Here is a 15228-nt window from a genome sequence, read left to right on the forward strand (position 1 = left end):
ATTGTTATGTCGGGATAACCTGAGAAAAATCGTGATCGGTGGGCCATTTACTCTTTCTTCAATACAGGGCTCTTCAGACGATGGGGATTTTTCCAGGTCGACGCGGTTGCAACATCCTTCCTGCAATCATACTTTCTTTACCCTTTGTCATTTCTGTGACGACGACTCAGGCGAGGGACCTTTCGTCCTCCTCGCACTCTGTTTCTGACGACACCCCGGCAGGCGGTTTGTTTGCCGCACTGCGCAGCACAATGCTCCATCACCCCGGTCTGGCCAGTCAGCAGGCGCTTGTGCGTTCCAAAGAGGCCAACGCCGACAGCGCGCGCGCGGCACGTTTACCTACGCTTGGGGCCAGCGCGGGGGCGGGGCAAATTTCGGGTTACAATGATTCCAGTTCGACCACGCTGAGCGTATCGCAGCCGCTATGGGCTTTTGGGCGTATCGACAGCGCCATTGACTACGCCGACAGTGACACCCTTGCCCAGCAAGCTACGGCCTGGGCTACGCGTCGTGAACTGCTGGAAGAGACCGCAGTGGCCTATGCAAATGTGCAGGGTGTTCGCGAGCGTCTTGCCGTTGCACAATCGAATGTGACCAACCATCAGGCATTGCAGGAACAAATTCAGCGCCGTGCGCAGGGGGGACTGGCGTCTTCCGCTGATGTCAGCCTGGCGAAGGCCCGGTTGTTACAGGCACGCTCCTCGTTCGAACAGGCCAAATCGGACCTGCTTACCGCCGAATCCACGCTGTTATCCCTGACCCAGGAGCCGATCGCAAGCGACCTGCCGGTTCCTGACAGCATCCTCCAGCTGCCTGCCGATCGGTCTGTACAGGAACAAATTCTTGCGCAAAGTGCCACCGTGCGTGCCCGCGAAGCGGGGGTCACCCTTGCCGAAACGGATGTGGAACGTCAGCGCACCTCATCCATGCCGACCGTCTCCCTGCAGGCCTCTCGCAACGACTACTCCGGCATCCCCAACCAGAGAAATGACAACACGATCAATGTGGTGGTGACTGGCACGATGGAAGGTCTGGGACTGGTGAACCGCGGCCTCAGGAACGCCGCTCTGGAACGCGTGGAGTCCGCACGCCAGGATCTGGCCCAACAACGCCACAGCGAAGACATTCAGACGCGCCAGCTACTCGATCAGCGTGATGCTAACCAGATGCTGATGGCGGGTTATGAGCAGTCCGTCGTTGAACTCAGCGACACGCTGGCATCCTTCCGTCGCCAGTACGAATCGGGCTACAAGAGCTGGCTGGATGTCCTCAACGCCGTGCGCGAATTAACCGAACAACAACAAGCGCTGGTAGCGGTGCGATCGGCATGGCGGGTTGACTGCCTGCGCCTCGCCGCACGCACGGGTCGTATGGACGACACCTCTGGCGCCCTGCCCACGGGCACACAATTAGCTAACACGTCTGCGAGCCAACCCTGATGACACCTGTACCCCTCTCTGCATTACTGGCCCTGCTGGACAAGCTACACGCCCCGGTGAATAAAGCGGCTTTAACCCAGGCCTGGGCGCGTGCGCAGGCCGCTCCTCCGTTGACCGATCGCCCCCAGGATCATGTGCGCAATTTACTGTCAGACGCGGGGATGAAAGATGTCCGGCTGGCGTTGCTTCCCTGGCGGCGTTTTGATCCCCGCCAGCTCCCGGCCCTGATGTGGCACGAACAGTCATGGTGGCTGGCCGAGCGGCACAGTGAGAGAGGGAATACCGACACCCTTACGCTGACCCGTGAAGGTGCCGAATCCCGAACGCTGACGCCAGACGACATCGTGACCGGTGCGCCGGGTACGACTGCGGATGACGAAACGGCTGTGCTCTGGTTCAGCCTGGCGTCACCGGTACAGTCAGAAAACCTCGCTGATAGCGAAAACCCGGCCATGCGCCTGGTCTGGCGAGAACTGTTGCGCGACCGCCGCTGGGTATTTCGGGTCGTCGCCGCCACGCTGCTGGTGAACATCCTGGCCATTCCCACATCGCTCTTCGCGATGCAGGTCTACGATCGCGTGGTTCCCACCCTGGCCTGGGCCACACTGACCACCCTGGTGGTGGGGATGGTGCTGGTTGTGGGGCTGGACTGGCTGCTCAAAACGCTGCGTGCCCGCGTCATGGACAGCGTTGCCAGCAGTGTGGATAAACGCCTTTCCCAGCATGTCTATGAACACCTGCTGCACCTGCAACTCGACCAGCAGCCCGGCAGTCTGGGCACGCTGGCCGCACAGGTGGGAGCCCTGGATTCGGTGCGGCAGGTTGTCTCTGCCGGTCTGGTCTTCGGTATCGTGGATCTGCCGTTTGCCTTTCTGTTTATCGGGCTGATTGGTTTGATCGGCGGGCCCGTCGGCTGGGTTTACCTCGGAATGCTGCCTGTCGCGCTGGCGCTTGGCCTGTTCACCCGTCTGCGCTTACGCCGTCTCACGCGCCAGCAGATGCTTCGCAGCAATGAGCGTCTGGGCCTGCTGGTGGACAGTATTCGCGGTGCCGAGACGCTGCGGGCCAGCCATGCGGGCTGGCGTTTTGCACAAGACTGGCAGACGCTCAGCAATTCCATCGCCGGCTACAGTATTCAGCAAAAATCGCTCAGCCAGTTCTGTACTAACACCACCGGCAGTCTGTCGACGCTGGCGTATGTCATGGGGATCGTGGTCGGGGTCTGGGGCGTCGAAGCCGGATACCTGACCACCGGGGGCATGGTTGCCTGCAGTATTCTGGGGGGACGTGTCATCGGGCCAGTGAGTCAGGGCGTTCAGTACCTGATGCAGTGGCAGCAGGTCAGAGAAGCGCTGGATATGGTGAACAACCTGCTGCGCAAACCGACGGAGCGCCGCCCTGGGCAGACGCTGTTGTTGCCCGATCGCCTGCCAGAACATATCAGTGTGGAAAAGCTGCGCTTCGCCTTTCCGCAGTCTCCGGTGCAACAACTCAATATTCCCGCACTCCGCTTTAACGCCGGTGAACGCGTCCTGCTGTTAGGGCCCGTTGGCGGCGGTAAATCGACGCTGCTGAAGATCCTGGCCGGGCTCTATCGCCCCGGTGAGGGACGCGTGCGCCTGGGCGATGTCGATCTGTGGGAGATTGATCCCCAGCTGGTCAGCGCTCAGGTTGGCTATCTGCCCCAGGCGGTGCAGCTCTTCAAAGGTACGCTGCGAAGCAATCTTATGCTCGCCGGTGCAGTCAGCGACACCACGCTTACGGACGTCACCCGCGATCTGGCGCTGGATCAGGTGGCTGCCGGTAATCCGCTGGGTATGGATATGGCTATCAGTGAAGGCGGCTCGGGTCTTTCCGGCGGTCAGCGCCAGCTGGTCGGCCTGGCGCGTGTGCTGATGTCTCGTCCCCGTATCTGGCTACTGGATGAACCGACGGCCTCGCTGGATGGCGAAGCTGAGGCCCGCGTCTGGAAAGCATTACAGGCCCGGCTACAGCCAGAAGATATTCTCATCGTCGCCACTCACCGTCCGATGGCGGCTATTAACTTAGCCACCCGCGTACTGGTCGTGCAGGAAGGCACCATCGTGCGTGATGGTACGCCAGACAAGCTGCTGCCAGGAATGATGGCCCGCGCCGCAGGCTCGCGGCCTACCGTTGAAGTCATGAATGTCAAACCCCGTATGCCAGAAGCATCCAATACAGCAGGAGTCATAAATGGCCGTTGAACTGTTTGACGACGAGGTCGCTGACGCCGCTCGCGTGCAACGGCTGGAAAACTACCACCGTAGCCGACTCTCAGCCGGGCTGATCTGGAGCAGCGTCGCCCTGGTGCTGGGTTTTGTCATATGGGCTATGTATTTTCACATTGATGAAGTCGCCCGGGCACACGGTGAAGTTATCGCCAGCAGCCGGGTGCAGATAATCCAGACCGTGGACGGTGGCGTACTTTCCGAGCTGCATGTCAAAGAGGGTGACCATGTTAAGGCCGGGCAGGTTCTGGCTCGCCTCGACCCAACCCGCGTTGAGGCAGCGGCGGGTGAAGTGGACGCGCGCATCATCGGTCTCCGGGCGCGTATTGCCCGACTTCGCGCGGAATCAACGGGACAGTCAACTCCCCGTTTCCCTTCCGATCCCGACCCGGCATTGCGCGAGCAGGCAGACATTGAGCGCGCCCTGTTTGTGCAACGTCGTCAGAGCCTGCAGGAAGATATCAGCGCCCTGCAAACCGCCGTAAATTTAGCCAGTCAGAAGCTCAACCTGGTGAACGGGCTTGAACGTTCTGGCGATGTCAGCACCAGCGAGCGGCTTAACGCCCAGCGCGATCTCAATGAAGCCCGTGCACGCCTGCTGGGTCGGCGCAATAAGTTTTTGGATGACGCACGCGCCGATCTCACCAAAGCCGAAGATGACCTGGGCCAGACGCTGCAGCAGATGGCCGGCCGTCGCCAGCAGGTGCACGATACGGTCTTTACGGCTATGGGGCCGGGGATAGTCAAAAACGTCCGCGTCACCACCCTGGGTGGGGTATTACGTGCCGGGGACGAGATCATGCAGATCGTCCCGTCAGATGATGCTCTCATCGTTGAGGCCAAGGTTCTGCCTGCGGATATTGCCCGCGTTCAGGTTGGCTTGCCGGCCACCGTACGCCTTGATCCCTTTGATTACACCATTTATGGCGCACTGCAGGGGGAGGTGATCTATGTGTCGGCTGACACCCTAAAAGAAAACACACCACGTGGCGAGGAGATCTACTACCGCGTCCATGTTCGTCTGAAAAGCCATGCAGAAGACCTTTCAGACCCTCAGGAAGAGGGGCAGTTTGTGCGCAGTACGACAGGGCGTCGGCTGGACATCCTGCCGGGCATGACATCGCAGCTCGACATCCGTACCGGCGATCGCACGCTGATGGACTTCTTACTAAAACCTTTGCGTAAAACACTCAGTGAATCATTCCAGGAGCGATGACACCACAGGTGGTCGTTGCAACCCGATTTTCCTGTTCGCCCCAAATGAAACCAACACACAATGAACTCCGAGACCCAGATGAAGCCAAGCCAATACACGCTCAATACCGGTAAAAACCGTATCACTCTGCAGGCCGGGCAGACCAACATTCACAAGGCCGCGCCGGGTGAAACTTACCGGGTACTCAAGCGCCAGGGCGAAAAGGACCAGGACACGCTGGCCGACGACGTCGTGGCTTCGCGTCACGGACAAGATCTGCAGCTGGACTATGCCGATGGCACTACGCTGACCCTGCAGGACTGGTTTACGCAAAGCGATACCAGCGTAACCCTGCCTGCTGATGGCACCTCTACCCAGGTGATGACCCCCGACAGCACCGAAGGGGCGGCGTTGGCCGACGGCAGTCATGTTTTCTATGCGCACGGTTCTGCGGATGCGCTGGCCAGCATGACCTCAGGCCACCCGGGGTTAGAGAATATCTTAGCCGGCGTGCAGAATGGGTCAGTGGTGTCTGGCCATCCGCTAACCTACCTTCCACAATCGCACTCTTACGTGGGCTACCTCGCCGGCGCCCTCGGACTGGGGGGCGTGGTCGGGGTTGCCGCGGCGAGTGGCCATAGTGGGGGCGACAACGGCGGCAAGCACGATAACGGTGGGGAAGTACCCGCTGTAGAGAACGCCGTCGAGCTTAATTTTGTCGGCGGCCCGGCGCTCAGCAGCAACGATTTGAATGTGGAGATCTATCAGGCCGATGGCAAAACGCTGATTGGCACGGGGACGCTGGGGCCCAACGGCTCGGTAACCCTGTCTGCGGGCAGCTACAGCGGCGTGGTGATTGTTAAGCTCGTCAACAGCGGCAGTGCTGCTGACTACCTGGACGAAGCGACGGGCGCGGGTAAAGACCTCTCTGCCCAGCTCTGGAGCATGGGTGTTATCTCCGGCGACAACAGTACCCTCGTTCTCAATATTAACGTGTTGACCACGCTCGCCTATAACAAGGCGCAGGAAGCCCTCGGCGGCACGACTGACACTCCAGCCACCCTGAGTGCGACGCAGGTGGCCGACACCTCCGCCGCTATCGGCAGCCTGTTTGGCGTGGATGACATTCTGAACACCACGGTCGTCGCAACCAACGGCGGCAGTTATAACGCGACCGATGGCCTGAGTGCCGGTGAAAAATATGGTCTCCTGCTGGCGGCATTCTCCGGCGCGGAAGCTAACGCCGGTGCATCCACCCAGACCATCCTTGACGCCGTCACTGCCGGGATCACACTCGGCAGCACCATCAGTCTGTCCGATGAGGCGCAGTCGTTGCTGATTAAAGGCGCAGCCGCCGCCACCGACACCTCCGGCGGCCTCAGCCTTATTATTGACACCCATGCTCCTGTCTTCACCAGCGCCACTGCGGCCAGCGTGGATGAGAACATCGGGGCAGGCAAGGTGGTCTGGACTGCGGTCGCAACCGACCCGAGCCAGTTTAGCTACAGCCTGAGCACCGCCGGTGATAGCGCGTTGTTCAGCATCAATGCCTCCACCGGCGCGGTTACCCTGATCGGCAATCCGGATTATGAGAGCAAAGCCAGCTACAGCTTCACCGTTGTCGCCACCGATGCCGCAGGCAACGCCAGCAGCCAGACGGTCACGCTGGCTGTTAACAACCTCGACGATTCCGCCCCGACGATCACCAGCGGTACCACCGCCACGGCGATTAACGAAAACAGCGGTGCAGGGCAGGTGATCTACACCGCCACGGCCACCGACACCGGCGATATCAGCGGGGGCGTGACTTTCTCACTGAAAGCGGGTAGCGACGCGGGGCTGACCATCGATCCGACCACCGGGGCGGTCACCCTGACCGGTAATCCGGATTTTGAGAGCAAAGCCAGCTACAGCTTCACCGTTGTGGCTACCGATGCGGCGGGCAACGCCAGCGATCAGACCGTGACGCTGGATATCAACAACCTCGACGAAGTCGCCCCGACCATCACCAGCGGCACAACCGCCACCGCGATTAACGAAAACAGCGGTGCAGGGCAGGTGATCTACACCGCGACCGCCACCGACACGGCGGATATCAGCAATGGCGTCACCTTCTCACTGAAAGCGGGCAGCGACGCAGGGCTAACGATTGATGCGACCACCGGCGCGGTCACCCTGACCGGCAATCCGGACTTTGAGAGCAAATCCAGCTACAGCTTCACCGTTGTGGCTACCGATGCGGCGGGCAACGCCAGCGACCGGATGGTGACGCTCGGTATCAATAACCTCGACGAGGTTGCGCCGACCATCACCAGCGGCGCAACCGCCCCGGCGATCAACGAAAACAGCGGTGCGGGTCAGGTGATCTACACCGCCACGGCGACTGACACAGCAGATATCAGCGGGGGGGTAACTTTCTCGCTGAAAGCGGGCAGCGATGCTGGCCTGACCATCGATCCGATTACCGGCGCGGTCACGCTGACCGGCAACCCGGATTTCGAAGCTAAATCCAGCTACAGCTTTACCGTTGTCGCCACCGATGCGGCGGGCAATGCCAGCAGCAAGACGATCACGCTCGGTATCAACAACCTCGACGAAGTCGCCCCGACCATCACCAGCGGCGCAACGGCCACCGCAATCAACGAAAACAGCGGCGCGGGTCAGGAGATCTACACTGCCACGGCCACCGACACGGCTGATATCAGCAACGGCGTCACCTTCTCGCTGAAAGCGGGCAGCGATGCGGGGCTGACAATTGATGCGCATACCGGCGCGGTCACGCTGACCGGCAACCCGGATTTCGAAGCTAAATCGAGCTACAGCTTCACCGTTGTAGCCACCGATGCGGCGGGCAACCACAGCGACAAGACGGTGACGCTCGGTATCAACAACCTCGACGAGGTTGCCCCGACCATCACCAGCGGCACAACCGCCACCGCAATCAACGAAAACAGCGGCGCGGGCCAGGTGATCTACACTGCCACGGCCACCGACACGGCTGATATCAGCAACGGCGTCACCTTCTCGCTGAAGGCGGGCAGCGATGCGGGCCTGACTATCGACGCGAACACCGGGGCGGTCACGCTGATCGATAACCCGGACTTTGAGGCTAAACACAGCTACAGCTTTACCGTTGTCGCCACCGATGCGGCGGGCAATGCCAGCAGCCAGAAAGTTACCCTGGGTATCAACAACCTCGACGAAGTTGCCCCGACCATCACCAGCGGCACCACCGCTCCGGCCATCAACGAAAACAGCGGCGCGGGCCAGGTGGTTTACACTGCCACGGCCACCGACACGGCGGATATCAGCGGGGGCGTGACCTTCTCGCTGAAAGCGGGCAGCGACGCGGGGCTGACCATCGACCCGGTTACTGGCGCGGTCACCCTGACCGGCAATCCGGATTACGAAGCTAAACACAGCTACAGCTTTACCGTTGTCGCCACCGATGCGGCGGGCAACACCAGCGATAAGAAGGTGACGCTCGGTATCAACAACCTCGACGAAGTTGCGCCGACCATCACCAGCGGCATCACTGCCACGGCGATCAACGAAAACAGCGGTGCGGGCCAGGTAATCTACACCGCCACGGCCACCGACACTGGCGACATCAGCAACGGCGTCACTTTCTCCCTGAAAGCGGGCAGCGACGCGGGGCTGACCATCAACCCTAACACCGGCGCGGTCACCCTGACCGGCAACCCGGATTACGAAGCTAAATCCAGCTACAGCTTTACCGTTGTGGCTACCGATGCGGCGGGCAACACCAGCGATAAGAAGGTGACGCTCGGTATCAACAACCTCGATGAAGTTGCCCCGACCATCACCAGCGGCGCGACGGCCACCGCGATTAACGAGAACAGCGGCGCGGGCCAGGTGATCTACACCGCCACCGCGACCGACACGGCGGATATCAGTAATGGCGTCACTTTCTCACTTAAGGCGGGCAGCGATGCGGGCCTGACGATTGATGCGACCACCGGGGCGGTCACCCTGACAGGCAATCCGGATTACGAAGCTAAACACAGCTACAGCTTTACCGTTGTCGCTACCGACGCGGCGGGCAACGCCAGCGACCAGACGGTCACGCTCGGTATTAACAACCTCGATGAGGTTGCCCCGACGATCATCAGCGGCACAACCGCCCTGGCGATCAACGAAAACAGCGGCGCGGGTCAGGTGGTCTACACCGCCACGGCGACCGATACAGCGGACATCAGCAACGGCGTTACCTTCTCGCTGAGAGCGGACAGCGACGCGGGGCTGGCGATTGACCCGGTTACTGGCGCGGTCACCCTGACCGGCAATCCGGATTACGAAGCTAAAGCCAGCTACAGTTTCACCGTTGTGGCTACCGATGCGGCGGGCAACCACAGCGATCGGACGGTGACGCTGGATATCAAAAACCTCGACGAAGTTGCCCCGACCATCACCAGCGGCACAACCGCCCCGGCGATCAACGAAAACAGCGGCGCGGGCCAGGTGATCTACGCCGCCACGGCGACCGACACCGCCGACATCAGCGGGGGCGTCACCTTCTCGCTGAAAGCGGGCAGCGACGCAGGCCTGACCATTGACCCGGTTACCGGCGCGGTCACCCTGATCGACAACCCGGACTTTGAAAGCAAATCCAGCTACAGCTTCACCGTTGTCGCCACCGATGCGGCGGGTAACCACAGCGATCGAACGGTCACCCTGAATATCAACAACGTCGATGAGCAGGCCCCGAGCTTCACCACCGGCAACAGCAGCGACAGCTATGCCAGCGCCACGGTGAGCGTTGTCGAGAATACCGCCGCCAGCACCGTCCTCTATACCGCGCAGGCCGTTGATAATGACGCCGCCGACGGTGGCGAGCACGTCACCTACAGCCTGGCTGACGAGCCTGGTCGCGCAGACGCCCAGTATTTCACTATCGACGCCGTAACGGGTGCGGTCACCTTTAATTCCAGCCCCGACTATGAAGGTAACCACGCGCCGCAATACACCTTCAGCGTCGTTGCCACTGACGCCGCGGGTCACGCGACCACGCAGAGTGTCACCGTTAATGTGACCGATGTAGACGAAATCGCACCGACTGTCACGCTCGACGGCAGCACGTCAGGGCCGGTGATGTTGAGCCCGGCCACCTACAACATGCTTCCCAACGGTTTTGACACCACCGCGCTGGGTGACGGCAGCTTCCTGGTGACCTGGGCAGGCAACAGCAATGGCAGCTTCGGGATCTATGCGCAGCGCCTGAGCGCACAGGGTGTCGCGATGGGTGATGCCGTACAGCTCGCATCAGGTGCGACCACCACGTTCTACAACTGGTCAGACACTGTTGTCAGCGTGACGGCCATTAATGATGCAGGGGCTTACGCCGTGGCCTGGGTCGGCCAGGACGGCACCAGCAACGACACCAGCATTTATACGCAGTTGTTCAACGCTGACGGCACCGCAATATCCGCCGCTGTGAAACTTGATGGGGCCGCTTCTGTCCATGACGTTGCCCCGCAGATCGCGACGCTGGCCGATGGCGGCTATATCGTGACCTGGTACCTTAGCGGCGGCGACGGCATCTACGTGCAGCGCTTTGACGACGCCGGCGTTACGGTGGGCAACACCCTGCCACTGGCTGTGCCTGGCTCTTACAGCAATGCCAGCCCGCAGGTGACCGTTCTGGACAACGGCAGCTACGTGGTGACCTGGCAGGGCAACACGTCGGGCGACTACCACATCTACCTGCAGCAGTTCGACGCCAACGGCACCGGCACCGCCCCGGTGGTGCTGGATGCCACAACGGGAGTCGACCTCAACAACGAATCCCAGCCGCAGATCACGGCGCTGGCTAACGGCGGCTATGTCGTCACCTGGTCGAGCCTCGACTACAGCAACTCGAACTACACCAACAGCACCTGGGTGCAGCAGTTCGATGCCACCGGCGCGAAAGTCGGTGGCATAGTGGAACTGGACGGCGCAAATAACAGCGGCAATTTCGGTTACAACGATGCCAGTCCGTATGTCGCAGCGCTGGCCGACGGTGGCTACGTCATCACCTGGATGGAATACGACAGCACCAACGGCTCCTACGAAAACTCTGTCTATGTGCAGCAGTTCACTGCGGGGGGAAGCAAAGTGGGCGCTATCGTGCAACTGGATGCACCGCACAACAATACGACCATCAACTACGACGAAAATCCGCGCATCACGGCGCTGGGTGATGGCGGTTACGTCGTCACCTGGATGGGTAATGGCGGCCCGGGCCCGGACATCTATGTGCAGAAGTTCAATGCCAGCGGTGTCGCGGTAGGCGATATCGCGCGACTGGAAGCTTCCGGCGGCGCGATTGACCAGTTCCCACACGTTACCGCCGTCGGTGCAGACGGCGAATACATGGTCACCTGGTACGCTTTCAATCCTGCCAACGGTATTTTTAACTTCAACCTGTATGTGCAGAAATTTAACGCCGACGGCAGCACCTACGAAAACCTCGTCGTGCTGAACCATGACGGCCACGCGACCGTGCAAAGCAGCGAAAACGGCACCGTCTATCTGGTCAACGACACTGTGATGGTCAGCCAGCTCAACGACATTACCGGTGCGGCCAGCGACCAGTGGGCCAGCACAGCCGTCACCGCCAATACCCCTGCAGCGATCTCCGCAGCCAACCTCGCTGACGGCACCTACCATGCCTGGGCTGTTGATGCGGCAGGCAATCTGTCGGTCATTTCCGGCAGCAGCCTGATGGTGGATAACGTCGACCCTGTCTTCACCAGCGCGGCCACCGCCGCCGACATTACCGACAGCACCGTCGCTGGCGACACCGTCTACACCGCTGCGGCAACCGACGCGCACGGCGTCACCTACAGCGTGAACGACACCCAGCACTTCCGCATCAACGCCAGCACCGGCGTCGTGACGCTGATCTCCAGCCCGGCCATGGTCAGCGGTGCGCAATTCATTGTCACCGCCACCGATGCCGCCGGTAATCAGGCCACGCAGACCATCACCTACAACGTTGTCGACACCACGCCGCCTGGCGTCATGCTCGTCAGCGACCTGGATGGCGTGGAGAACAGCAGTGAGGCGGTTATCGTGCAGAGCTCCGAAGCGGGCACGGTTTACCTGGTCAGCGACAGCGTGACGGTGACGGATCTGAACAGCCTCACCCGTGCTGCTGATAACCTGGTGAACAGCGTTGCCGTCGCATCTAACGTCGGCACCGTGCTGGCGCTGACCGGCCTTGCCGACGGCAGTTACCACGCTTACGCCGTGGACGCGTCCGGCAATGTCTCTGCGATCTCCGGCAGCAGCGTGATCGTGGACAACACTGCACCTGTTATTGCAGGCGGTGCGACTGCTACCGGCACCGCCCTCACCAGCGGCGCAGCGGCGGGCACCCAGGTTTACGACGCCAACGCCAGCGATGCCAACGCCGTCACCTACAGCCTGGATCAGGACAGCCTCGGCTGGTTCGACATCAATGCGACCACCGGCGTCGTCACCCTGAACAGCGCCGCCGTGGCTGGTAGCTACAACCTGGTCGTGACCGCCACCGATGTGGCTGGCAACCACAGCAGCCAGACCGTTACCGTTGAGGTGGCGCAAGGCCTCAACCTTGATGGCAGCGCGATGGTCTCGGGCAGCACCAACGACACCTCTACCGAGATGACCATCAACGTCGGGCTGGAGAAGCTGAGTAACGGCTATACGGTTGTCGAGTATATGCGGCAGACCGGCGGCGACTATATCACCTGGGATCCGACCGGCGCGCTGTACGATGGCGTCGTCAGGGTGCTGGACGCGAACAACAACGTCGTTAAGACCCTGGACATCACCATTCCTGCGGGCTACACCATGCTGGATACGCAGATCAAGGCGCTGGCCAACGGCGGCTTCGTCGTGGCCTGGTCGCAGGTGGATACCCTTAACTGGAATGACTACAGCGTTCACTACGCTATCTACGACAACAGCGGCAACCTGCAATCGAGCGATACGCTGGCGTCGCCTGGCTCCGGCGTCACCATTGCGGCGCAGAGCAGCGCGAATGGTGGTGATTTCGCCATCGCCTACCAGACGATGGGCACTGGCACCGATCAGCAGCAGGCCGTCTCTGTCTTCCACTACAACGGCAGCGGAACCAGCTTCACCGAGGGTACACAGAACCTGATCGGCGGCAACAGCACGAGTCAAAACTTCGGCGGCGTTGCAAGCCCGGCAGTCCAGTTGCTGAAATTCCAGCTGTCGCCGGGTGTGCTGACGGCACTGAGCGATGGCAGCTATGTCCTGGCCTCCGAGGTCTACGACTGGATTGGCACGCCGGGCCAGTCGGCGACCAGCACGCCTATCGGTGCCTTCATCTTCAAGCTCGACTCCAGCGGCACGCTGGCCAATTTCGACGGCGGCACCACCTGGCAGCGCGTTAACTGGAATGACGAGCAAACGTCTCCGACCAACGTCATTGCGTTCGACGGCGGTTTTGCCGTCTTCAGCCAGGAATACCGCTCTGCGACCTGGGAGGTCACGCTCTACAACAACAACGGGACGCTGATCACCACCAACGTCCAGAGCAATACCGTCTATAACATGGGGACCCAGAGCTATCACGCCGTGGACGTTGGCGCGATGGACAAAACGCTCCATGACGAGCTGGCGTGGACCAGCAACGGCTCCGTGGCGGCATCGGCCACGGCCTACGACAACGGCACCGATCTGGTGTTTGTGTTCCCTGACGGTAACGGCGGCTTTAGCCAGGTCACCATTTCCAAAACTACCGGCGAGCTGACCAGTGCCGTGACCGACAGCGGTATCACGGTGCCTCAGGGCGGGCAGCTGTATAACCCGCGGATCGTCTCCGACGGCGCGGGCGGCTATGACATCACCTATTCTGTCCTGTTTGATTCCGACTCCAGCGATGGCAGCAAGAGCGGCTACTCAGTGGGTGGTATCTACCAGATCGGCCTGAATGCGCCTGTGGCGCCGACAGTGACCGATGCCCATATCGCCATCGCCTCCACGCCAGGCGGCGCAGACGGCAGCACCTACAAGGTCGGCGATACCGTTACCGCCGTGTGGGACAACTCCGCCAGCGGCGATGCCAATACCAACGCTGTGACCAGCGTCACCATGGACTTCAGCCAGTTTGGCGCCAGCACGCCGACGACCGCCTGGGACGACGGCACCCACGGGGACGCCATCGCGGGCGACGGGAAATACACGGCGCAATACACCCTCAGCGCCGGTGCCATTAACAACGTCGACAGCCGCAACGTCGCCGTTACGGTCATCACGGCGAACCACGGCACGGCGACGGCGGCGGACAGCACCGGCCTGACGGTCGACAACACTGCGCCGGTACTCACCAGCAGCACGCCGCAGGACAACGGCGGCAGCGTTGCCACGGGCACGAATCTCACGCTGACCTTCAGCGAAGATGTGCTGGCCGGCAGCGGCCATATCACCCTCGTCAACGAGAGCAACAGCAGTCTGAACAAGGTCATCGACATCACCGACAGCTCGCAGGTCAGCATCAGCGGTAACACGGTGACGATTAACCCGACAACGGACCTGGCGGCGGGGGCAAACTACCACGTCCAGATCGACAGCACTGCGCTGCACGATACGGCGGGCAACGACTATGCCGGGATCAGCACCTCGACGGGGCTGAACTTCACGACCGTTTCCGCCGGGATGGGGGATCCGTCCATCGTGGTCTTCGACCTGACGACGGGCCAAAGCTCCGATCACAACGGGCGCGTCTTTGATGCCAATACCGCCTACACCATCTATATCCAGGTCAACAGCAATTCCGGCTCGCTGGTTGGGCTGGACAGCAACGAGATGTGGTCGGGGGCGCAGAATCTGGGCCTGGACGACAAGATCGTGCTGGTGGGCACGGGCAGCGATGTTAAGGGACAGTGGGGCGACCCAGTGATGGATATGCATCACGGTGGGAATGCCGTTAACTGGGTGGCGGGGTTCTCTATCTCGATGTCCTCTTATAACGTCGCCGGCGTTGACGCAAACGGCCAGTTCACTCGCAATTACGGGAATAACGTGGATCTCTGGAACGGCACCTGGACCCTAAATCCGAATCAGGATAATACGTTTGCTCAGGCCTATCTGCCGGCTATGCCTGCTGGCCTCCTCACCTCGCAAGGACTGGCGATGCCATGACAGGTTCTCTGACGTTGCTCCGCCGTCTGATGGAGATGCAGCAGTTCGACGTGCTGCAAGAGGCCTGTTATAGCCTGCCGGTGATTTTACCGGCAGAACAGGTGCTGCTGGCTCTGGCCCGGGCCCATCTGGACCAGCCAGAGGCGGCCCGGCAGACGCTGATGGCGCTGGACCCGGCGGCACTGGA

Annotated in this window: 4 protein-coding genes; all 4 read left to right on the forward strand. The window is 61.1% G+C overall.

Annotated elements, in window-relative coordinates; genetic code table 11:
• Positions 1–251: 251 nt before the first annotated feature.
• The 4 genes from ACOYA6_RS00280 to ACOYA6_RS00295 all read left to right on the forward strand — a co-directional run bounded on the left by ACOYA6_RS00280 (position 252) and on the right by ACOYA6_RS00295 (position 15041).
• Positions 252–1439, forward strand: a complete 1188-nt coding sequence (locus ACOYA6_RS00280; protein ID WP_422653807.1) for a TolC family protein — start codon at positions 252–254, stop codon at positions 1437–1439.
• Positions 1439–3664 carry an ATP-binding cassette domain-containing protein gene (locus ACOYA6_RS00285; protein ID WP_422653808.1) on the forward strand — a complete coding sequence of 742 codons (2226 nt, stop codon included), beginning with the start codon at positions 1439–1441 and terminating at the stop codon, positions 3662–3664. The genes ACOYA6_RS00280 and ACOYA6_RS00285 overlap by 1 nt, the downstream gene beginning before the upstream one ends.
• Positions 3654–4904, forward strand: coding sequence for a beta-barrel domain-containing protein (locus ACOYA6_RS00290; protein WP_422653809.1), 1251 nt, complete (start codon positions 3654–3656; stop codon positions 4902–4904). Before ACOYA6_RS00285 ends, ACOYA6_RS00290 begins: the two co-directional genes overlap by 11 nt.
• A 78-nt stretch (positions 4905–4982) precedes the next feature.
• Complete coding sequence (locus ACOYA6_RS00295) at positions 4983–15041, forward strand: beta strand repeat-containing protein (protein WP_422653810.1); 10059 nt, start codon at positions 4983–4985, stop codon at positions 15039–15041.
• Positions 15042–15228: the final 187 nt, after the last annotated feature.

It is taken from the genome of Leclercia barmai (assembly GCF_049312895.1).
GTDB lineage: Bacteria > Pseudomonadota > Gammaproteobacteria > Enterobacterales > Enterobacteriaceae > Enterobacter > Enterobacter barmai.